Raw genomic sequence first — 20,157 nt, forward strand, 5'->3', positions numbered from 1 at the left:
CCGTGAGCAGCGCAGTCGACGCCGACCGCGTCAGGCGGGAGATCCTCGACGAGGGCGCGGGCGGGCGGCCGTATCTGCTGCGCGACGCCCGCGTCACGGGGGAACTCCGGCTCGACGGGGCCGGGATACGGCGGGCCGTGCGGTTCGAGGGGTGCCGGTTCGACGGGCCGGTGACGCTGGAGGGGGCGAGCACGCTCGCCTTCGAGCTGGTGGACTGCGTACTGCCGGGGCTGCGGGCCTCGACCGCCCATGTCGGCGGCCGGCTCGACCTGCGCCGGTCGGCCGTCGGCGAGACCGACGGCCTCGGCAGTGCCGTCGACCTGGTGCACGCGGACATCGCCGGCGGACTGCGGCTCGACGGGGCGCACCTGATCGCGCCGGGGCGAACAGCGCTCGAAGGCGGCGGTCTGGTGACGCGGGGCGGCGTGTTCTGCGAGGACGGTTTCGTCGCCGAGGGCGAAGTGAGCTTCCCCGGGGCCGAGTTGACGGGTGGCCTGTGGATGCGCGGGGCGCGGATCACGGTCGGGGATCCGGAGCGGTTCGCGTTCCACGGCGACGCCCTGAAGGCGTCCACCGTACGGCTGGCGCACGGGTTCCGGGCCGACGGCAGGGTGCGGTTGCGCGGGGTGCGGGCAGAGGACCTGGTGTCGTTCAACGACGCCGAACTCCTCGGCTCCGGCTCGTCGTTGATGTGCGTGGGCATGCAGGTGGGGGCGCTCGACCTGCGGTTCGCGCGCAGGCCGGCGGGCAGCGTGAACCTGCGTACCGCGCACGCGTCCCGCCTCCAGGACGACCCGGCGACCTGGCCGCTGTCGCTGGGGCTGGACGGGCTGACGTACGACTGGCTCGGCGAGACCGCCGCCACCCGGCGCGAGGACCTCACCAACCGCCTCGCCTGGCTGGGCCGCCAGCCGGTCTACGCGCCCCAGCCCTATGAACAACTCGCCTCGCACTACCGCAGGTCCGGGCACGAGGACGAGGCGCGGCGCGTGCTGCTCGTACGGGAGCGGTGCCGGCGGGCGACGCTGGGGCCGGCGGGGCGGACCTGGGGATGGCTGCTGGACGGCGCGGTCGGGTACGGCTACCGGCCGTGGCTCGCGGGGCTGTGGCTGGCGCTGCTCACACTGATCGCCTCGCTCGTCTTCGACGCGTACACGCCCGTACCGAACAAGCCCGGAGAGGGCGCGCCGTTCAACCCGGTCGTGTACACCCTCGATCTGCTGGTGCCGGTCGGCGGACTGGGAATGCGCGGCGACTGGCACTGGAACGAGGCGGGCGTGCAGGCGCTCGCGTACGGGCTGGTCGGCGTCGGCTGGATCCTGACGACGGCGGTGGTGGCGGGTGTGACGCGCACGCTCAGCCGCGGCTGACGCCGGGCGCCGCGCCCGCCACCGGGCCACGTCATTCGGCGGGTTCGACCCCGGCCCGCAGCAGACCGTAGGTGTACGCGTCCTCCAGCGCCTGCCAGGAGGCCGCGATGACGTTCTCGGCCACGCCCACCGTGGACCACTCGCCGCTTCCGTCGGACGTGGAGATCAGCACGCGCGTGGTGGACTCGGTGCCGTGGACGCCCTCCAGGATGCGGACCTTGTAGTCGACGAGGTCGAGCTTGGCCAGCTGCGGGTAGATCTTCTCCAGGGCCACGCGCAGCGCGCGGTCGAGGGCGTTGACCGGGCCGTTGCCCTCGGCGGTGGCGACGATGCGCTCGCCCTTGGCGTAGAGCTTGACCGTGGCCTCGTTGGCGTGGGTGCCGTCGGGGCGGTCCTCGACGATGGCACGCCAGGACTCGACCTCGAAGTACTTCAGCGGCCTGCCCTCGACCTCGCCGCGCAGCAGCAGTTCGAAGGAGGCGTCGGCGGCCTCGTAGGTGTAGCCCTTGAGCTCGCGATCCTTGACGCGCTCCACGACCCGGCCGACCAGCTCGCGGTCGTCGCCGAGGTCGACGCCGAGTTCCTTGCCCTTGAGCTCGACGGAGGCGCGGCCGGCCATGTCGGAGACCAGCATCCGCATGGTGTTGCCGACCAGTTCGGGGTCGATGTGCTGGTACAGGTCCGGGTCGACCTTGATCGCCGAGGCGTGCAGGCCGGCCTTGTGGGCGAACGCGGAGACGCCGACGTAGGGCTGGTGGGTGGAGGGGGTGAGGTTGACGACCTCGGCGATGGCGTGCGAGATGCGGGTCATCTCGCGCAGCTTGCCCTCGGGCAGCACCTTCTTGCCGTACTTCAGCTCCAGGGCGGCGACGACCGGGAAGAGGTTGGCGTTGCCGACGCGCTCGCCGTAGCCGTTCGCGGTGCACTGGACGTGGGTGGCGCCCGCGTCCACGGCGGCGAGGGTGTTGGCGACCGCGCAGCCGGTGTCGTCCTGGGCGTGGATGCCGAGCCGGGCACCGGTGTCGGCCAGGACGGTGGAGACCACGGCCTGGACCTGCGCCGGCAGCATGCCGCCGTTGGTGTCGCACAGGATCACGACGGAGGCACCGGCCTCGGATGCCGCCCGTACCACCGCCTTCGCGTACTCGGGGTCGGCGCGGTAGCCGTCGAAGAAGTGCTCGCAGTCGACGAAGACGCGGCGGCCCTCGGAGACCAGGTACGAGACGGTGTCGCGGACCATCTCCAGGTTCTCGTCCAGCGTCGTCCTGAGCGCCAGCTCGACATGGCGGTCGTGGGACTTGGCGACCAGCGTGATCACCTCGGCGCCCGAGTCCAGGAGCGCCTTGACCTGCGGGTCCTCGCTCGCCTTGGCTCCGGCCCGGCGGGTGGCGCCGAAGGCGACGAGCTGGGCGTGCCGGAAGTCGATCTCCTGCCGGGCGCGGGCGAAGAACTCGGTGTCCCGCGGGTTGGCGCCGGGCCAGCCGCCCTCGATGAAGCCCACGCCGAAGTCGTCCAGGTGCCGTGCGATCGCGAGCTTGTCGGCGACGGTGAGGTTGATGCCCTCACGCTGCGCGCCGTCGCGCAGGGTCGTGTCGAAGACGTGGAACGAATCGTCGAGCTCGCTGGTTTCGGTCATGGTGTCAAGGCTCCTGTGTTGGATCTCGGTCGTACCGGAATGACCGGCTCCACCGTCCTCCAATGATCCCTCGCGCTGTGCCTCCGGCTGCAGGTGGGCCAGAAATGCGAAAAACCTCTCGCGGGTGCGAGAGGTCTGCGCGCGGGTCGAGGACGACGGTGTCCGCCCGTACCTGGTCGTACGTGGCGGTCACTGCGGACCGGCGCGCCTGCTGCCAATAATCATGGCGAACGAGAGCACGGGGGCAGTCTGGCACAGACCGCCCCCGTGCTCACCGGTCGTCTCAGTATGCGAACTCCGTGTGTTCAGCCCGGGTGGCTCACGAAGACGTCGGCGACGTCGTTGGTGTCGTCCGGCACCAGGTCGGGGGCCTCGGAGCGGAACTCCACCGCGCGGCCGCCGCTGGAGACCGAGCCGGGCACGGCGAGGGCGGCGGACGTGGTCACGGTCCGGCGGCCGCCGGTGCGCACGTCCAGCAGCGACAGGGCGTAGGTGTCGTCGGTGAGCAGGACGTGCCGCGCGGCGGGGTCCGCGGCGACGGGCAGCACCCCGTCGAGGCCCAGCCTGCGGACGTGCCCGCCGGCCAGGTCGACGAGGCGGGCGCTCGTCACGCCGTCCGGGTAGGACCGGGAGCCGATCACCACGCGCCGGCCGTCCGCGGAGAGCGCGGCGAGCGTGGAGTCGCCGTAGTCGTCGGAGTCCGCGCGGACGGTGACGCCGGAGTCGAGGTCCTCGACGTAGACCCGCCCGGTGCGATCGAAGCCGCCGGGCACGAGCATCCCGTACGCGAGGGTCCGCCCGTCCGCGCTGAGCATGACGCCGGTCAACTGCCCCTCCAGCGGGGGCGCCAGGACCTGGGTGTCGGTGCCGGTGACCAGGTCCCGCACGTACAGCACGCTCTCGTACTCGGGCGGGGTCCGGCTGCCGATGGTGTACGCCACGTACCGGCCGTTCGCGCTGACCGCCTGCGCGGTGCCCAGCTCGTAGCGGCCGCCGCCGTCCGCGGGCCACAACTGCTGGGTCCTGCCGGTCGCGCGGTCGTGGACGTAGGGCTTGGTGAAGCGGTTGCCCGAGGAGTAGGCGACGATCCGGGCATCGGCGCTGAGCAGCGGCCCGCTCGCGTAGTACTGGGTGTCGGGCACCCGGATCAGCGCCCCGGTGCGCAGGTCCTTGAGGTACACGCAGCCACTGCCGCTCGCCGGGCAGTCCGGTGCCGGGCCGGTCGCGGTGAACGCCGCGAACCGGCCGTTCGCGCTGACCGGGCCGCCGTAGACGTAGGTGCTGAACTGGCTTCCGTCGCTGCCGGTGTCCACCCGCTCGACGCCGGGGCCGCCGGGTGCGGCGGTGGCGGTCGGCACGGCGGCGGTCAGGGCGAGCGCCACCGCCGCCACGGCGGTCCGCACGAGTCGTCTCATCGCCGGCTCACCCCACCTTCCGTACGAAGACGTCGGCGACGCCGTTGGTGTCGTCCGGGACGAGGTTCGTGGCCGTGGAGGGGAAGGCGGCGCGGCGACCGTGGGCGTCGAGGGACACGGCGGTGGAGGCGCCGTCGGCCTGAGCGCCGTCGGCTCCGAGGCTGACGCGGGAGACCGCGCCGGTGGCCAGGTCCTTGACGAAGATGTCGGCGACGCCGTTCGTGTCTCCGGGGACGAGGTTGTCGGCGGTCGAGGTGAACGCCACACGGCGCCCGTCGGCGCTCAGGCTCGCGCCGGCGCTCGGGCCGTCGGCCTGGGTGCCGTCGGCCGCCGTGCTGACGCGGACGGTGGTCTGCGCCGCCCGGTCGTACACGAAGACGTCCGGGGCCTTGTTGGTGTCGCCCGGGACGAGTGAGTACAGGCTGGACTCGAAGGCGACCCTGCCGCCGTCGCCGCTGATGGAGGAGGCGTCGGCGTACGACTTGTAGTCGTACTTCGTCGGCCGGCTGACCAGTTCCGTGGTCCCGGTGCGCCGGTCGCGCACGTAGACCAGCCTGGTCTTGGACACGACGATGTCCGGGACGAGCAGGGCCGGGGTGTCGAAGGAGACGTAGCGGCCGTCCGCGCTGAGCGAGGGGAACAGGGCGTCGGCGGAACCGAGGACCCCGGAGGTCGAGTACTGGACGAGTTCGTCCCCGCCCGTCCGGCGGTCGTGGACGACGACGTCGTCGCGTCCGTTGTCGTCGCCGGGGACGACGTCCGGGGCGGAGGTGACGTAGGCGACGACGCGGCCGTTCGCGCTGATGGCCGGCATGCTGTTGGCGCCCCAGCTGGTGGGGTGGCCGAAGCTGACGCGTTCGGTGCGGTGGGTGCGGCGGTCGAGGGCGTAGATGTCGTCGGCATCGTTGTCGTCGCCCCGGGCGAGTGCCGCCGAGGTCGCGAAGACGACGTGGCGGCCGTCGCCGCTGAGCGCCGGATGGCTCGCCGGGCCCTCGGCGACCCGCTCGGTGCGGCCGGTGCGCAGATCGTGGACGAACACGTCGGCGACACCGTCGGTGTCACCGGGCACCAGGTCGTCGGCGGCCGAGACGAAGGCCACGTACCGGCCGTCGGCGCTGAGCGCGGGCTCGGCGGACGCGGCGTCCGCCTCACGGCCGTGCGGGCCGGTGCTGACCCTGGTGGTGGACGGGTGACGGTGTGCCGAGTGTGCCGCGGCGGGTGCGACGGCGGTGCCCGCGAGCGCGGCCACGAGGGCCGCGCCGAGAGCCGTACGACATGCGAGACGCATGGAAGTCCCCCTGGATTCTCGTCGGCTCGAACGGATGCAACCGCACCAGGCACCCCGGGTCAATCCGCTCCATTACGTACAACCCGGGCGGCTGATCAGTCGTCCGCGAGTCCCGCCGCCGGCAGCGCGTCGTCGAGGAACTCCCGCACGTGGCCGAGAACTTGCTCCCGGTCGGTGCCCCGCAGGCCGATCGCCACATGGATGGAGAAGCCGTCCAGCAGCGCCCGCAGCCGGGAGGCGAAGCGGTCGGGGTCGACCCGCCGGAACTCGCCCCGCGAGACGCCTTCCGCGACCAGCGCCACCAGGTCGCGGTGCCAGGCGCCCTCGATGGCGGCCTGGCGGTCGCGGGCGTCCTCGTCGGCGCCCCGCGACCGGTTCCAGACCTCCAGCCAGAGCGTCCAGTGCGGGTCGCGGTGGCCGTCGGGGACGTAGAGGTCGACGTACGCGTCGAGCCGCTCGCGGACCGTGCCCCGACGGGCCAGCAGCCGGCTGCGCTCGGCGCCCAGCCGGCCCTCGCTCCACTCCAGGGTCCGCAGCAGCAGTTCGTCCTTGGAGTGGAAGTAGTAGAGCAGGTGTCCGCTGCTCATCCCGACCTCGCGGCCGAGCGCCGCCATGGTCAGCTGCTCCAGCCCGCCCTCGGCGATCATGGCCATGGCGGCGGCGAGGACGTCCTCCCGGGGCGGGGCCTGTCTGCGCCCACCGGCCATGAGCTGCTCCTAGATCCTCGGCTGCTGCTGGGTGATGCAGTGGATGCCACCGCCACCGGAGAAGATCGTACGGGCGTCGACGAGCGTCACCGTCCGCCGCGGGAACAGCCGGCGGAAGATCCCGGCGGCGATCTCGTCGCGCGGGTCGTCGAAGCCGCACAGGACGACGCCGCCGTTGCAGAGGTAGTGGTTGATGTAGGAGTAGTCGGCCCAGTGGCCGTCGGCCTCCAGGACGGTCGGGGCCGGCACCTCGACCACCTCCAGCCGGCGGCCCCGGGCGTCGGTCTGGGACCTCAGCAGACCGATGGCCTCCTCGGTCACCTCGTGGTCGGGGTGGGCGGGGTCCGGCTGGGAGTGCGCGACCACGACCCCGGGGCGGGCGAAGGCGGCGACGATGTCGACGTGGCCGAGGGTGCCGAAGCCGTGCGGGGGGTAGTCGCCGGTGAGCCCGCGCGGCAGCCAGATCGCCTTGCGGGTGCCGAGCATCCCGTGGATCTCCGCCTCGACCTGCTCCCGGGTCCAGCCGGGGTTGCGCTCCGGACCGAGCTGGACCGTCTCCGTCAGCAGCACCGTCCCCTCGCCGTCGACATGGATCGCCCCGCCCTCGTTGACGAGCTTCGAGGCGTACGTCCGCGCGCCCGCGAGGTCCGACACGTACGCGGCGACCTTCGCATCGTGCTCCCAGCGGGCCCAGTGCTGGGCGCCCCAGCCGTTGAACGTCCAGTCCACGGCGGCCAGTTCACGCCCGTCGGTCAGGAAGGTCGGGCCGATGTCACGCATCCAGGCGTCGTCGAGGTCGCGTTCGACGGTGTCGACCTCCGGGCCGAGCAGGGCGCGCGCGTCGGCCGACTGCCCCGGTCCGCACACCACCGTCACCGGCTCGAAGCGGCGGACGGCACGGGCGACGGACGCCCAGGCGATCCGGGCGGCTGCGAGGTCGTCCGGGTCGTCGAAGGTGGGGTTGGGGCCGGGCCAGGCCATCCAGGTGCGCTCGTGCGGGGCCCATTCGGCGGGCATGCGGAAACCGTCGGCGGCAGCGGACATGGTGGGTCCTTGTCAGAGGAAGTAGAGGCGGTTGAGGGAGACGGAGTCGGCGGGTTCCGAGCCGATCGGCTCGCCGTCGAGGGTGACCAGACCGGTGCGCCGGTCGACGTCCACGGCTCCCGTACGGGAGTTGAGCCGGAGGTCGGCCGGCCCGATGCCGCGGGTGCCGCGCACGGCCACCCGCCGGCGCCGGGTCGGCATGCGGTCGTCGCCCTGCTCCAGGGCCGCCCGCGCGACGAACGCGACGGAGATGTCCGCCGGGGTGGCGCCGTGCGCCCCGAACTGCGGTCCCAGGACGAGGGGTTCGCAGGTGTCGGTGGCCGCGTTCGGGTCGCCGACCACGCCGTACGCCGGGAAGCCCGCCTTCAGCACCAGCTGCGGCTTGGCCCCGAAGTACTCCGGCCGCCACAGCACGATGTCGGCGAGCTTGCCGACCTCGATCGAGCCGACCTCGTGCGAAAGGCCGTGCGCGACGGCCGGGTTGATCGTCAGCTTGGCGATGTAGCGCAGGACGCGCTCGTTGTCGTGCTCGTCCGGGGCGCCGAACTGGGCCTTCATCTTGCCGGCCATGGCGAGGGTACGGCGCACGGTCTCGCCGGCCCGCCCCATGCCCTGCGCGTCGGACGAGGTGATGCCGATCGCGCCCAGGTCGTGCAGGACGTCCTCGGCGCCCATGGTCCCGGCCCGGATGCGGTCGCGGGCCATGGCGGCGTCGCCGGGCAGGTCGGTCTTCAGGTCGTGGACGGAGACGATCATGCCGTAGTGCTCGGCGACCGCGTCCCGGCCGAAGGGCAGGGTGGGGTTGGTGGAGGAGCCGATGACGTTCGCGACTCCGGCCATCTTCAGGACGTTGGGGACGTGCCCGCCGCCGCAGCCCTCGATGTGGAAGGCGTGGATGGTGCGCCCCTCCAGCACCCGCAGGGTGTCCTCGACCGAGAGGCACTCGTTCAGCCCGTCGCTGTGCAGGGCGACCTGGACGTCGTGCTCCTCGGCGACCCGCAGCGCCGTGTCCAGCGCCCGGGTGTGGGCGCCCATGTCCTCGTGCACCTTGAACCCGCAGGCACCCCCTTCCGCCAGCGCCTCGACCAGCGGCGCCCGGTGCGAGGACGAACCCCGGCCCAGGAAACCGATGTTGACCGGCCAGGCGTCGAAGGCGTTGAACGCGTGGCGCAGCGCCCAGGGCGAGTTGACGCCGACGCCCCACACCGGCCCGAACTCCTGGCCGATGATCGTGGTCACGCCGGAGGCCAGCGAGGCCTCCATGATCCGCGGCGACAGCAGATGGACGTGCGTGTCCACGGCACCCGCGGTGGCGATCAGCCCCTCGCCGGACACGATGGACGTGCCTGTCCCCACGACGACGTCGACCCCGTCGAGCGTGTCCGGGTTCCCGGCCCGCCCGATGGCGTGGATCCGCCCCTCCCGGATGCCGATCGACACCTTGCGGATCCCCTGCACGGCGTCGATGACGACGACGTTGGACACGACGACGTCACAGGTCTCGCGCACGGCTGCGGCCTTCAGGTGCAGTCCGTCGCGCGCGGTCTTCCCGAACCCGGCCAGGAACTCGTCGCCGTACGCCTGAGCGTCCGACTCCACGCGGACCGTCAGACCGGAGTCGCCGAGCCGGACGCGGTCGCCGGCGCGGGGGCCGTGGGTGGCCGCGTACTCGTGGGGGATGAGGCGGCGGGCCTCGGCGGGGTGGCCTCCGGGGCGGCTCATCGCTCGGCCCCCTCGGCGGGAACGCCCAGATAGCCGCAGGCCGCGGCGCGGCGCAGCGCCTCCTCGCGGGCGCCGGGTGCGTCCAGGGGCCCGTCGACGAGCCCGGCGAAGCCGATGGCGATCCGGGCGCCCCCGATCGGCACGAGACCGACTTCGAGCGACTCCCCCGGCCCGAACCGCACGGACGACCCCGCCGGCACGGCGAGCCGCATCCCGTAGGCCTTCTCCCGTACGAAGTCCAGGCGCGGGTTGGCCTCGAAGAAGTGGAAGTGGGAGGTGACGGAGACGGGCACGGTCGCGGTGTTGGTCACCGTCAGCCGCAGCCGCGGCGCGGGCTCGCTGTGCACGGGCCCGGGCAGCAGGGCACCCGGCGCCTTCTCCCCCAGCCCGCCGCCGCCGATCGGGTCGCTGACGACCGCCAGCCGGGACCCGTCGTCGAAGACCGCCTCCACGTGCACCTCGGTAACGACGTCCGCGACGCCGGGCAGCACGTCGGCGGGCCCGAGGACCGACCGGGCGCGCTCGACGGCCTCGGCGAGCCGGGCGCCGTCCCGGGCGGCCTCGCACACGGTGTCCGCGATGAGCGCGGTCGCCTCCGGCACGTTGAGCCTGAGGCCGCGGGCCCGCCTGGCGCGGGCCAGCTCGGCGGCGCCGAAGAGCAGCAGGCGGTCGCGTTCCGTGGGGGTGAGTCTCATCTCGCATCCCTCCTTTAGAGCGACACTCTAAACAATGAATCCCCGATACGAAACGCTTGACGCGGTGAGAGACTCAGGTTCACATTGAGCGGCACTCAAACCGAGGGAGACCACATGCCGATCTCGATGGAACAGCGCGGCGTCGACACCGTCCCCGAGGAGGAACGCACCAGCGGGCCACGTGACCTCGTGTCGATCCTGCTCGGCTCCAACCTCTGCCTGGGGGTGATCATCTTCGGCTGGCTGCCGCCGTCGTTCGGCCTGGACTGGTGGGCCTCGCTGAGCTCGATCGTCGTGGGCACCCTGGCCGGCACGGCCCTGACCGCCCCGCTCGCCCTGATCTCCCTGCGCACCGCCACGAACCTGTCCACCTCCTCCGGCGCCCAGTTCGGCGTGCGGGGCCGCCTGGTCGGCTCGGTGGTCGGCCTGCTCCTCGCCCTCGGCTACACCGCGCTGACCGTGTGGATCGGCGGCGACGTGATGGTGGGCGTCCTGCGGCGGATGTTCGGGCTGCCGGTGGACGGGGTGGCGTACGCCCTCGTCTACGCGCTGCTCGCCGGGGCCACCGTCGCGGGCGCGGTGTACGGCTACCGGGTGCTGCTCGCGATGTCCCGGGTCCTCGCGATCGGCATGACCGCCCTGCTGGCGCTCGGTGTCGTCGCCTACGCCCCACACTTCACCACCGCAGCGCTCCCGCAGACCGGCGGCTACCTTCTGGGCGGTTTCTGGCCGACGTGGTTCCTGGCGACGGTGGCCGCCGGTCTGTCCGGTCCGATCGCCTTCATCACCCTGCTCGGCGACTACACCCGCTACATCTCACCGGCCCGGCACTCCTCCCGCCGGGTGCTGCACGCGACCTGGCTCGGGCTGATCCTCGGCCTGCTGGTCCCCCAGCTCTTCGGCACCTTCACCGCGTACGCGGCACGGGCGGCGTCGGACTACGCGGGCCCGCTGGTGTCGGCGTCCCCCGCCTGGTACCTGCTGCCGCTGCTGCTCGCGGCCTCGGCGGGCTCGGTGGGCAACGCGGGTCTGATGCTGTACTCCATGGGCCTCGACCTGGACGCGATCCTGCCGCGCGCGTCCCGGGCCCGGGCCACCTGTACGGTCGCCGCCGTCGCGACGGCCTGTGTCTTCGTGGGCCACTACTACTCGTCCGCCCAGGACGCCATGACGTCCTTCGTGCTGCTGCTGACCGCGATCGGCACCCCGTGGGCGGTCATCACCCTGATCGGCTTCGCGCGCTGCCGCGGGGTGTACGACGCGGACGCGCTGCAGGTCTTCAACCGCCGTTCGCGGGGCGGGGTCTACTGGTACCGGTCCGGCTGGAACATCCGCGCCACGGTCTCCTGGGCGGTGGGCGCCGCGGTCGGCCTGCTGGCGGTGTCCCTCCCGTCGTACGAGGGCCCGCTGCTGTCTCTGACGGGCGGGGTGGACTGCAGCTTCGTGCTCTCGGGCCTGGTGGGCGGCGCGGTGTACCTGCTGCTGCGGCCCAGGACACATTCCGAGCAGACGTCAGCCACCGCGGCCCCGCGTGCACTTGAGGACGAGGCCGTCTAGGGCCTGTTCTCTGGGATCAGCTGGGCTGCGGGGAACAGTGCGTGGCGTCGGGCCGCCGGCCGGTGTCCGGCCGGCGGCCCGGGGGGCTAGCCGAGGCGGTGCATCCAGCCGTGCTTGTCCTCGGACGTGCCGCGCTGGATGTTCAGCAGGGCCTCGCGCAGCTTCATGGTGACCTCGCCGGGCTCGCCGCCCGCCTGCTGCCACTCGGCGCTCTCGCGCTTGACCGTGCCGACGGGGGTGATGACGGCCGCCGTACCGCAGGCGAAGACCTCGGTGAGGGTGCCGTTCTCGGCGTCGCGCTGCCACTGGTCGATGGAGACGCGGCCCTCCTCGGACTCGTAGCCGAGGTCGCGGGCGACGGCGAGGAGGCTGTCGCGGGTGACGCCCTCCAGGATGGAGCCGGTCAGGGCCGGCGTGACGATCTTGTCCCCGTACACGAAGTACAGGTTCATGCCGCCGAGTTCCTCGACCCACTTGTGCTCGACCGCGTCGAGGTAGCAGACCTGGTCGCAGCCCTTGGCGGCGGCCTCGGCCTGGGCGAGCAGGGAGGCCGCGTAGTTGCCGCCGGTCTTGGCGTCGCCGGTGCCGCCGGGGACGGCGCGGACGCGGTTCTCGGAGAGCCAGATGGTGACCGGCTTGACGCCGCCGGGGAAGTACGCGCCGGCCGGGGAGGCGATGACCAGGAAGAGGTACTCGTTGGCGGGCTTGACGCCCAGGCCGACCTCGGTCGCGATCATGAACGGGCGCAGGTACAGCGACTCCTCGCCGCCGTGCGCGGGCACCCACGCCTTGTCCTGCTGGACCAGGGCGTCACAGGCCTCGATGAACGTCTCGACCGGCAGTTCGGGCATGCCGAGCCGGTGTGCGGAGCGCTGGAAGCGCTCGGCGTTCTTCTCGGGGCGGAAGGTGGCGACGGAGCCGTCGGGCTGACGGTAGGCCTTCAGGCCCTCGAAGATCTCCTGCGCGTAGTGCAGGACCATGGTGGCCGGGTCCAGGGAGAGCGGGGCGTACGGGACGAGCTGGCCGTCGTGCCAGCCGCGGCCCTCGGTCCACTTGATCGTCACCATGTGGTCGGTGAAGTGGCGGCCGAACCCGGGGTTCGCCAGGATCGCCGCGCGCTCGGCGTCGGAGAGCGGGCTGGCGGAGGGCTTGAGCTCGATCGTGGGCGTCGTCATGAGTGGTTGTCCTTCACCGGTTGTGTAGTGACGGGCCGCGCCACGCCCCTCACTGCCAGTGGCCAGTGCTAGGACGTCCGAGCATTCCCTCAATCCGCGGCTCCGCGTTCGATTATCGCAAGCGGGGAGCCGGGGAAGAAAACGGCGTGAATGCGACCCAGGGGATGATGGTGGCACCCGGCGGGGGACATGCGAAAGCCGCCGGGTGCGAGTGACCCGGCGGCTTCGAATCTTTTCGAGTGATCCGCCCGGTCAGCCGGCTACTCGTACGGCCAGCGCGTCGCCGATCTCCGACGTGCTGCGGGCGGGCTTGCCGGTGCGCTCGGCCAGGTCGGCGGAGACCGCCTCGTCGATGCGGGCGGCCTCGGCCTCGTAGCCGAGGTGGCGCAGGAGCAGGGCGACGGACAGGACCGTTGCGGTGGGGTCGGCCTTGCCCTGGCCGGCGATGTCGGGCGCGGAACCGTGGACCGGCTCGAACATCGAGGGGAACTCGCCGGAGGGGTTGATGTTGCCGCTCGCGGCGACGCCGATGCCGCCGGAGACGGCCGCGGCGAGGTCGGTGATGATGTCGCCGAAGAGGTTGTCGGTGACGATCACGTCGAAGCGCTCGGGCTGCGTGACCAGGTAGATGGTCGCCGCGTCCACGTGCATGTACTCGGTGGTGACCTCGGGGAACTCCGCGGCCACCTTGTTGAAGACGTTCGTCCACAGGTGACCCGCGAAGGTCAGCACGTTGTTCTTGTGGATCAGTGCGAGCTTCTTGCGGGGGCGGGCCTGGGCGCGGGCGAAGGCGTCACGGACCACGCGCTCCACTCCGAAGGCGGTGTTGACGGAGACCTCGGTGGCGACCTCGTGCTCGGTGCCCTTGCGGATGGTGCCGCCGTTGCCGGTGTACGGGCCCTCGGTGCCCTCGCGGACGACGACGAAGTCGATCTGCGGCTCACCGGCGAGGGGGGTCGCCACACCCGGGAGCAGCTTGCTCGGCCGCAGGTTGACGTGGTGGTCGAAGGCGAAGCGGAGCTTGAGCAGGAAACCGCGCTCCAGGACGCCGGACGGCACGGACGGGTCACCGATCGCGCCGAGCAGGATGGCGTCGTGCCCCTTGAGGGAGTCGAGGTCGGCGTCGGTGAGGGTCTCACCGGTGGCGTGGTAGCGCTTGGCGCCGAAGTCGTACTCCTTGGTCTCCAGCTTCACATCCTGCGGGAGGACGGCGGAGAGGACCTTGAGGCCTTCGGCCACGACTTCCTGCCCGATGCCGTCACCGGGGATCACTGCGAGATCGATGCTGCGAGACATGTCGGCACCCTACTCCTCGTCCCATGGGATGACATGCGGTGTCCGCGATACGGACATGGGGCGGGCGTCGCGTCAACGCGTCACCCCACGTTCACCCCTGCGTATGACGGGCGTCGGCGACCGCGGGGAACGTCACAGCCATGGACCTACCCGACTTCGGCATTCCGCCCCGGCTCGCGCACCGGATGAGCATGGCCGAGCAGCACGAGTACCTGCGGACCAAACTCGTGCCGCGGCGCACGCTGGTGACGGCGGGCGCGGTGACGGCGGGCGGACTGCTGTCGGGCTGCGGCGTGGGTGGATCGCCGGGTACGGCGACCCGGTCGCCGGCGGCCTCGTCCTCGGCGTCCGCGGTGCACGGCTCGGCCGTCTCCCCCTTCGGCCGCCACCTCGCCTTCGGCGCCGACCCGAAGACGCAGATGCGGGTCTCCTGGCAGGTGCCGCTCGCGGTGCGCGGGCCGTACCTGCGCGTCGGCGTGCAGCCCGACGACCTGGGCCGGCGGGTCCCGGCCGAGGTCCGCGGCCTGCACACCCCAGGCGTCACCGGTGTACGCCCGGCCCTGCAGCAGTACTACCTGCACGCCGCCCTCGACGGCCTGCTCCCGGGCACGACCTACTACTACGGCGTCGGCCACGAGGGCTTCGACCCGACAGCCCCCGCACACCGCTCCGCCATCGCCTCCTTCCGCACCGCGCCCGCCGCACCGGAGAGGTTCGTCTTCACGGCCTTCGGCGACCAGGGCGTCAGCCAGGCGGCCGCCGCGAACGACCACCTCGTGCTGAGCCGAAAGCCCGCCTTCCACCTGCACGCGGGCGACATCTGCTACGCCGACACCAACGGCCGGGGCATGACGTCGGACGGCTACGACCCCGCCTACTGGGACCTGTTCCTCAAGCAGAACGAGCCGGTCGCCAGGTCGGTGCCGTGGATGGTCACCACCGGCAACCACGACATGGAGGCCTGGTACTCACCGGACGGCTACGGAGGCCAACTGGCCCGCTTCTCCCTCCCGGAGAGCGGCTTCGACGCGCGCCACTCACCGGGCGCGTACGCGTTCACGTACGGCAACGTCGGCTTCGTGGCGCTGGACGCCAACGACGTGTCGTACGAGATCCCCGCCAACCTCGGCCACACGGGCGGGAGGCAGACCAGATGGCTGGACGACAAGCTGGGCGAGCTGCGCTCGTCGAAGGGCGTGGACTTCGTCGTGGTCTTCTTCCACCACTGCGCCTACTCGACGTCCACGCACGCCTCCGACGGCGGAGTGCGCGCCGAGTGGCTGCCGCTGTTCGCACGGCACCAGGTGGATCTGGTGATCAACGGACACAACCACGTCTACGAGCGGACGGACGCCGTCCGGGGCGGCGCGGTCGGACGCGCGGTCCCCATCGGCGCCTCGACGGACCCGACGCGCGACGGGACCGTCTACGTCACCGCGGGCGGCGGGGGCCGGGACCTGTACGGCTTCCCGTCCGGGGTGCGGGAGAGCTACGAGGGGCACGTGACACGCCACGAGCCCGTCGACACCCTCCGGTGGACGAGGTCACGGTCGGCCGCCCAGGAGACGGTGGAGTGGTCGAGGGTGCGCTACCGCGGCTTCTCGCTGCTGTCGGTGGAGGCGGTGAGCGGTACCCGGCCCGCCCTGAAGGTGTCGGCGCTGGCGCAGAACGGCGAGCGCATCGACCATTTCGAGGTGCGGCGCGGAGTGTGAGTCCGCGCCGCACCTCAGCGGGTGCGGCTCCCGGCTGGTAGGTGATGCCCGGCTCAGTGGCCGGTCGAACCGCCGTTGTCCCTGCGGTCCAGGGCGCGCTGGAGGGCGGCCGCGGCGTTCTGGCGGTCGGAATCGCTCGTACGGGAGGTGTGACGGACTCGGCGGCGGGCGGTCGTCTCGGCCATGGGAAATCGACTCCTTCGACATCGGGGAGTGCCACAAAGGGGGTTACGAGACGCCGGAAGGGGCGGGGAGCGGTGCCGCAGGGGTTACCTGCTCGGGGCCCGGCTCCTGACCGCCATTCGCTTGTCGAGCGAGACGTTCGGCTCCTACAAAGCTAAGGGAGCCGGCCGTGTCTGTCTCCACAATTACTCGGACTTCCTACTATCTGAGACGGTGGATTGGGTCACACGGCTCTGAGCTGCGCTTTCGAGGCGGCGGAGGCCGGGGAAGTCTGGGACGATGTACGGATCGGAGCCCGGGGGCCACGATGGACGGAAGGCGGTCGTGCGGGCCGGCCGCAGGTCCGTACTCGGTCCGTACTCGGGAGGGAGACCCGATGGCCACGGAACAACCCCGCGCGACTGTGATCACCCAGCACCGCTTCGGCGGACCGGAGGTCCTGACGGTCGAGGACCGCCCCCGCCCCACGCCGGCTCCGGACGAGGTGCTGGTGCGGGTACGGGCCGCGGGGATCGATCCCGCCGACCCGCTGGTGCGCTCGGGCACCGCCCCGCTCCTCGGCGAGCCCCCGTTCACCCTCGGCCGGGACGTCTCCGGCACCGTGGAGGCCGTCGGCGGGTCCGTCACCCGCTTCCGTCCCGGCGACGAGGTCTTCGGCATGATCGACGGCGGCGGATACGCCAGCCACGTCACCGCTCCCGCCGACCGCTTCGCCGCCAAGCCCGCCACCGTCGACCACGTCCACGCGGCCGCCGCGCCCACGGCGGCCCTCACCGCCTGGCAGGCCCTGATCGACATCGCCCGGATCGGTCCCGGCAGCCGGGTGCTGATCCACGCGGCGGCCGGCGGCATCGGTCACATCGCCGTCCAGCTCGCCAAGGCGGAGGGCGCGTACGTCGTCGCGACGGAACGCGCCGACTGCCACGGCTTCCTCAGCGACCTGGGCGCCGACGAACTCGTCGACCACACCGACGTCGACTTCTCCGACACCGTGCACGACATCGACGCGGCCCTCGACCTGGTCGGCGGCGACTTCGGCCCGCGCACCCTGAACACCCTCCGCCCGAACGGCCTGCTGCTCTCGGCGGTCCCCGGCGACCTGGGCCTGTCCCCGGAGGACGTGGAGGCCCGCGGGATGCGCTTCGCGGTCGTCCAGGCGGAGCCGTCGGGAGAGCGCCTCGCCAAGGTCGCCGCCCTCCTCGCGAGCGGCCGCGTCCGCGTCCACGTCGAGGCGGCCGTGCCGTTCGCCGAGGCGGCCAAGGCACACGAACTGGGCGAGGCCGGTCACGCCAAGGGCGGCCTCGTACTCGTCCTGCCGGACTGACTCCCGGCCGGCAGACGCATCCGATCCGACACAGGGAACGGTGAGGTCATGAACGACACGGTCAAGGCACTTCTCGAAGGCGGCCCGCGGGACCTGCCCGCGCGCATCGTCGCGGTCACCACACCCGGCGCCGACCTGAAGATCGAACTCCGCAACGGCTACGAGCACTTCCGTCCCACCCCGCGCCAGGCCGACACCGCGGAGGGCACCCTGCCGGTGTACGAGTGGTGGGAGCGGACGGAGATGCCCGGCTGAGCATGCGGACGGGCCGGGTCGTCGCGACCCGGCCCGTCTTTGTCCCGGAGGGCGTCAGCCCATGTGCGGGTAGGTGTAGTCGGTCGGCGGGACCAGGGTCTCCTTGATGGCACGGGTCAGCGTCCAGCGCAGCAGGTTCTGCGGGGCGCCGGCCTTGTCGTTGGTGCCGGAGGCGCGGCCGCCGCCGAAGGGCTGCTGGCCGACCACGGCGCCGGTCGACTTGTCGTTGATGTAGAAGTTGCCGGCCGCGTAGCGCAGCTTCTCCATCGTGTACGCCGCCGCAGCGCGGTCGTTGGACACGACCGAGCCGGTCAGCGCGTAGTCGGAGACGGACTCCATCTGCGTCAGCATCTCGTCGTACTTGTCGTCCTCGTAGACGTAGACGGCGAGGAACGGGCCGAAGTACTCGGTGCGGAAGACCTCGTTCTCCGGGTCGGTGCACTCGACGACGGTCGGGCGGACGAACCAGCCGACCGAGTCGTCGTAGGTGCCGCCCGCGACGATCGTGCAGGTCGGGTCGGACTTGGCGCGGTCGATGGCGGCCTTGTTCTTGGCGAAGGCGCGGTCGTCGATGACGGCGCCGATGAAGTTGGCCAGGTCGGTGACGTCACCCATGGTCAGGTAGTCGACCTCGGCCGCGAACTCCTCCTTGAAGCCGGAGTTCCAGATGGACGCCGGGATGTAGGCGCGGGAGGTGGCCGAGCACTTCTGGCCCTGGTACTCGAAGGCGCCGCGCGTGAGGGCGGTCTTCAGCACCGCGCGGTCGGCGCTCGGGTGGGCGACCAGGAAGTCCTTGCCGCCAGTCTCGCCGACCAGGCGCGGGTAGGAGCGGTACTTCTCGATGTTGTTGCCGACCGTCTTCCACAGGTACTGGAAGGTCTTGGTCGAGCCGGTGAAGTGGATGCCGGCGAGGTCGCGGTGTTCCAGGGCGACCTCGGAGACGGCGATGCCGTCGCCGGTGACCAGGTTGATGACGCCCTTGGGCAGACCCGCCTCCTCCAGCAGCTCCATCAGCAGCACGGCGGCGTGGGTCTGGGTCGGGGACGGCTTCCACACCACGACGTTGCCCATCAGGGCGGGCGCGGTGGGCAGGTTGGCCGCGATCGCCGAGAAGTTGAAGGGCGTGATCGCGTAGACGAAGCCCTCCAGCGGCCGGTGGTCGAGGCGGTTCCACACGCCCGGCGAGTTGGCCGGGGGCTGCTCGGCCAGGATCTGGCGGGCGTAGTGGACGTTGAAACGCCAGAAGTCGACGAGCTCGCAGGGGCTGTCGATCTCCGCCTGCTGGGCGGTCTTCGACTGGCCGAGCATGGTGGACGCGGCGATGGTCTCGCGCCACGGGCCTGCGAGCAGTTCGGCGGCGCGCAGGATGATCGCGGCACGGTCGTCGAAGGACATCGCGCGCCAGGCCGGGGCGGCGGCCAGGGCGGCGTCGATGGCGTCCTGGGCGTCCTGGTGGGTGGCGTGGCGCAGGGTGCCGAGGACGGCCTTGTGGTTGTGCGGCTGGACGACCTGGAAGGGCTCACCGCCGCCCATCCGCTTCTCGCCGCCGATGGTCATCGGCAGGTCCATCGGGTTCTCGGCGAGCTCCTTGAGCTTGGCCTCCAGCCGGGCACGCTCGGGCGAACCGGGGGCGTAGCCGTGCACCGGCTCGTTGACGGGGGCGGGGACCTGGGTCACAGCGTCCATGGGTTCCGTAACTCCTTGTACGTGAGCGGGTGTCGCGGGGAGGGGGGCGCGAGGGTGGCTGCCTCAGCCCTTGCTGATCATGCTGCGCAGGAAGAACCGCAGGTTGGCGGGCTTCTCGGCGAGCCGGCGCATGAAGTAGCCGTACCAGTCGGTGCCGTAGGCGGTGTAGACGCGCATGCGGTGGCCCTCGGCGGCGAGGCGGAGGTGCTCGTCGCCGCGGATGCCGTACAGCATCTGGAACTCGTACTCGTCGGGCTTGCGGCCGGCCCGGCGGGCCAGTTCCTGGCCGATGGAGATCAGGCGCGGGTCGTGGGAGCCGATCATCGGATACCCCTCGCCCTCCATGAGGATCCGCAGGATCCGCACGTACGCCTTGTCGATCTCGTGCTTCTGCTGGTAGGCGACCTCGGCGGGCTCCTTGTAGGCGCCCTTGACCAGCCGCACCCGGCTGCCGACCGCGGCCAGGCGGCGGGCGTCGGCCTCGGTGCGGAAGAGGTAGGCCTGGATGACGCAGCCGGTCTGCGGGAAGTCCTTCCGCAGCTCCTCGTGGATGGCGAACATCGAGTCGAGGGTGGTGTGGTCCTCGGCGTCGAGCGTGACGGTCGTGCCGATGGCGGCGGCCGCCTCGACGACCGGACGGACGTTGGCGAGGGCGAGCTCGTGGCCGCCGGGCAGCGCCTGGCCGAACATCGACAGCTTCACCGACATCTCGGCGCGGGCGCCCAGCTCCAGCTCCCCCAGCCGCTCGACGAGCTCCAGATAGGCGTCGCGGGCGGCGGCGGCCTGCTCCGGCCGGGTGATGTCCTCGCCCACGACGTCCATGGTCAGCTCGAGGCCCCGGCCCGTGAGCTCGCGGACGATCGGCACGATCTCGTCGACCGTCTCGCCCGGGATGAAGCGCTCGACGACCTGCTTGGTCACCGGGGCCGCCGAGATCAGGCGTCGCATCCGGTCGCTGCGCGACGCGGCAAGAATCACGGGACCCAGCACGGGGCACCTCCACAAACCAGCAGATAGAACCACCGTGAAACCTAAGGATCCCCCCGATCGTCAGCCATCGACAGCTGTCACGCATCCGTGCCGCAGATCTCA

The 20,157-nt window shown here is 71.8% G+C and carries 17 protein-coding genes; 5 read left to right on the forward strand and 12 right to left on the reverse strand.

The features are described from left to right. The first annotated feature begins 2 nt into the window (after positions 1-2). Positions 3-1,370 carry an oxidoreductase gene (locus tag ACIGDI_RS31275; RefSeq protein WP_399903583.1) on the forward strand — a complete coding sequence of 456 codons (1,368 nt, stop codon included), beginning with the start codon at positions 3-5 and terminating at the stop codon, positions 1,368-1,370. A 31-nt stretch (positions 1,371-1,401) separates the two neighbouring features. Here ACIGDI_RS31275 and cimA read toward each other — a convergent pair whose 3' ends face one another. The 7 genes from cimA to ureA all read right to left on the reverse strand — a co-directional run bounded on the left by cimA (position 1,402) and on the right by ureA (position 9,877). Continuing rightward, positions 1,402-3,006, reverse strand: coding sequence for a citramalate synthase (gene cimA, locus ACIGDI_RS31280; protein ID WP_399903586.1), 1,605 nt, complete (start codon positions 3,004-3,006; stop codon positions 1,402-1,404). Positions 3,007-3,311: 305 nt separating this feature from the next. Further along, positions 3,312-4,421 (reverse strand): WD40 repeat domain-containing protein, encoded by a 1,110-nt coding sequence (locus ACIGDI_RS31285; RefSeq protein ID WP_399903589.1) that lies wholly within the window; start codon positions 4,419-4,421, stop codon positions 3,312-3,314. Positions 4,422-4,428: 7 nt separating this feature from the next. Beyond that, a complete protein-coding gene (locus ACIGDI_RS31290; protein WP_399903592.1) occupies positions 4,429-5,709 on the reverse strand; it encodes a TolB family protein in 1,281 nt (426 codons plus the stop codon). A gap of 95 nt (positions 5,710-5,804) precedes the next feature. Next, positions 5,805-6,416, reverse strand: a complete 612-nt coding sequence (locus ACIGDI_RS31295; protein WP_399903595.1) for a TetR/AcrR family transcriptional regulator — start codon at positions 6,414-6,416, stop codon at positions 5,805-5,807. A 9-nt stretch (positions 6,417-6,425) separates the two neighbouring features. After that, positions 6,426-7,460, reverse strand: a complete 1,035-nt coding sequence (locus tag ACIGDI_RS31300; RefSeq protein WP_399903597.1) for an agmatine/peptidylarginine deiminase — start codon at positions 7,458-7,460, stop codon at positions 6,426-6,428. A gap of 12 nt (positions 7,461-7,472) precedes the next feature. Then, positions 7,473-9,182 carry an urease subunit alpha gene (locus ACIGDI_RS31305; protein WP_399903600.1) on the reverse strand — a complete coding sequence of 570 codons (1,710 nt, stop codon included), beginning with the start codon at positions 9,180-9,182 and terminating at the stop codon, positions 7,473-7,475. Beyond that, on the reverse strand, positions 9,179-9,877 hold the full coding sequence (ureA, locus tag ACIGDI_RS31310) for an urease subunit gamma (RefSeq protein ID WP_399903603.1): 699 nt from the start codon (positions 9,875-9,877) through the stop codon (positions 9,179-9,181). The genes ACIGDI_RS31305 and ureA overlap by 4 nt, the downstream gene beginning before the upstream one ends. Positions 9,878-9,991: 114 nt before the next feature. On the opposite strand from ureA, the gene ACIGDI_RS31315 reads away from it, so the two are divergent. Next, a complete protein-coding gene (locus ACIGDI_RS31315) occupies positions 9,992-11,434 on the forward strand; it encodes a cytosine permease (RefSeq protein ID WP_399903605.1) in 1,443 nt (480 codons plus the stop codon). Between the two features lie 86 nt (positions 11,435-11,520). Here ACIGDI_RS31315 and ACIGDI_RS31320 read toward each other — a convergent pair whose 3' ends face one another. Both ACIGDI_RS31320 and ACIGDI_RS31325 read right to left on the reverse strand, forming a co-directional pair. Beyond that, positions 11,521-12,609 carry a branched-chain amino acid aminotransferase gene (locus ACIGDI_RS31320; protein ID WP_399903608.1) on the reverse strand — a complete coding sequence of 363 codons (1,089 nt, stop codon included), beginning with the start codon at positions 12,607-12,609 and terminating at the stop codon, positions 11,521-11,523. 252 nt (positions 12,610-12,861) lie between these two features. Then, the gene (locus ACIGDI_RS31325) at positions 12,862-13,905 is read right to left on the reverse strand and encodes a 3-isopropylmalate dehydrogenase (RefSeq protein WP_399903611.1); all 1,044 of its coding nucleotides are present in this window, start codon (positions 13,903-13,905) and stop codon (positions 12,862-12,864) included. A 140-nt stretch (positions 13,906-14,045) separates the two neighbouring features. Between ACIGDI_RS31325 and ACIGDI_RS31330 the strand changes: the two genes are divergently transcribed. Next, positions 14,046-15,617: a purple acid phosphatase family protein gene (locus ACIGDI_RS31330; RefSeq protein WP_399903614.1), complete on the forward strand. Its 1,572-nt coding sequence runs from the start codon at positions 14,046-14,048 to the stop codon at positions 15,615-15,617. A gap of 53 nt (positions 15,618-15,670) precedes the next feature. Here the strand turns inward: ACIGDI_RS31330 and ACIGDI_RS31335 are convergent, their stop codons facing one another. Next, the gene (locus ACIGDI_RS31335) at positions 15,671-15,802 is read right to left on the reverse strand and encodes a hypothetical protein (RefSeq protein ID WP_399903617.1); all 132 of its coding nucleotides are present in this window, start codon (positions 15,800-15,802) and stop codon (positions 15,671-15,673) included. 374 nt (positions 15,803-16,176) lie between these two features. Here ACIGDI_RS31335 and ACIGDI_RS31340 point away from each other — a divergent pair, with 374 nt between their 5' ends. Together ACIGDI_RS31340 and ACIGDI_RS31345 are read left to right on the forward strand one after the other, a co-directional pair. Continuing rightward, the gene (locus ACIGDI_RS31340) at positions 16,177-17,124 is read left to right on the forward strand and encodes an NADP-dependent oxidoreductase (protein ID WP_399903620.1); all 948 of its coding nucleotides are present in this window, start codon (positions 16,177-16,179) and stop codon (positions 17,122-17,124) included. A gap of 48 nt (positions 17,125-17,172) precedes the next feature. Further along, positions 17,173-17,379 carry a DUF5988 family protein gene (locus ACIGDI_RS31345; protein WP_399903623.1) on the forward strand — a complete coding sequence of 69 codons (207 nt, stop codon included), beginning with the start codon at positions 17,173-17,175 and terminating at the stop codon, positions 17,377-17,379. Positions 17,380-17,433: 54 nt separating this feature from the next. Here the strand turns inward: ACIGDI_RS31345 and pruA are convergent, their stop codons facing one another. Together pruA and ACIGDI_RS31355 are read right to left on the reverse strand one after the other, a co-directional pair. Then, a complete protein-coding gene (gene pruA, locus ACIGDI_RS31350) occupies positions 17,434-19,065 on the reverse strand; it encodes an L-glutamate gamma-semialdehyde dehydrogenase (protein WP_399903625.1) in 1,632 nt (543 codons plus the stop codon). Between the two features lie 63 nt (positions 19,066-19,128). Then, positions 19,129-20,055 (reverse strand): proline dehydrogenase family protein, encoded by a 927-nt coding sequence (locus ACIGDI_RS31355; RefSeq protein ID WP_399903627.1) that lies wholly within the window; start codon positions 20,053-20,055, stop codon positions 19,129-19,131. Between the last annotated feature and the right edge of the window lie 102 nt (positions 20,056-20,157).

The sequence above is a fragment of the Streptomyces sp. NPDC085900 genome, from assembly GCF_044540925.1.
GTDB lineage: Bacteria > Actinomycetota > Actinomycetes > Streptomycetales > Streptomycetaceae > Streptomyces > Streptomyces gilvifuscus.

What these genes read in the sequence shown, in the direction of transcription:
- cimA (WP_399903586.1), bottom strand. Translation starts at nt 3,006, where the DNA reads ATGACCGAAACCAGCGAGCTCGACGATTCGTTCCACGTCTTCGACACG.
- ACIGDI_RS31285 (WP_399903589.1), bottom strand. Translation starts at nt 4,421, where the DNA reads ATGAGACGACTCGTGCGGACCGCCGTGGCGGCGGTGGCGCTCGCCCTG.
- ACIGDI_RS31290 (WP_399903592.1), bottom strand. Translation starts at nt 5,709, where the DNA reads ATGCGTCTCGCATGTCGTACGGCTCTCGGCGCGGCCCTCGTGGCCGCG.
- ACIGDI_RS31295 (WP_399903595.1), bottom strand. Translation starts at nt 6,416, where the DNA reads ATGGCCGGTGGGCGCAGACAGGCCCCGCCCCGGGAGGACGTCCTCGCC.
- ACIGDI_RS31300 (WP_399903597.1), bottom strand. Translation starts at nt 7,460, where the DNA reads ATGTCCGCTGCCGCCGACGGTTTCCGCATGCCCGCCGAATGGGCCCCG.
- ACIGDI_RS31305 (WP_399903600.1), bottom strand. Translation starts at nt 9,182, where the DNA reads ATGAGCCGCCCCGGAGGCCACCCCGCCGAGGCCCGCCGCCTCATCCCC.
- ureA (WP_399903603.1), bottom strand. Translation starts at nt 9,877, where the DNA reads ATGAGACTCACCCCCACGGAACGCGACCGCCTGCTGCTCTTCGGCGCC.
- ACIGDI_RS31315 (WP_399903605.1), top strand. Translation starts at nt 9,992, where the DNA reads ATGCCGATCTCGATGGAACAGCGCGGCGTCGACACCGTCCCCGAGGAG.
- ACIGDI_RS31320 (WP_399903608.1), bottom strand. Translation starts at nt 12,609, where the DNA reads ATGACGACGCCCACGATCGAGCTCAAGCCCTCCGCCAGCCCGCTCTCC.
- ACIGDI_RS31325 (WP_399903611.1), bottom strand. Translation starts at nt 13,905, where the DNA reads ATGTCTCGCAGCATCGATCTCGCAGTGATCCCCGGTGACGGCATCGGG.
- ACIGDI_RS31330 (WP_399903614.1), top strand. Translation starts at nt 14,046, where the DNA reads ATGGACCTACCCGACTTCGGCATTCCGCCCCGGCTCGCGCACCGGATG.
- ACIGDI_RS31335 (WP_399903617.1), bottom strand. Translation starts at nt 15,802, where the DNA reads ATGGCCGAGACGACCGCCCGCCGCCGAGTCCGTCACACCTCCCGTACG.
- ACIGDI_RS31340 (WP_399903620.1), top strand. Translation starts at nt 16,177, where the DNA reads ATGGCCACGGAACAACCCCGCGCGACTGTGATCACCCAGCACCGCTTC.
- ACIGDI_RS31345 (WP_399903623.1), top strand. Translation starts at nt 17,173, where the DNA reads ATGAACGACACGGTCAAGGCACTTCTCGAAGGCGGCCCGCGGGACCTG.
- pruA (WP_399903625.1), bottom strand. Translation starts at nt 19,065, where the DNA reads ATGGACGCTGTGACCCAGGTCCCCGCCCCCGTCAACGAGCCGGTGCAC.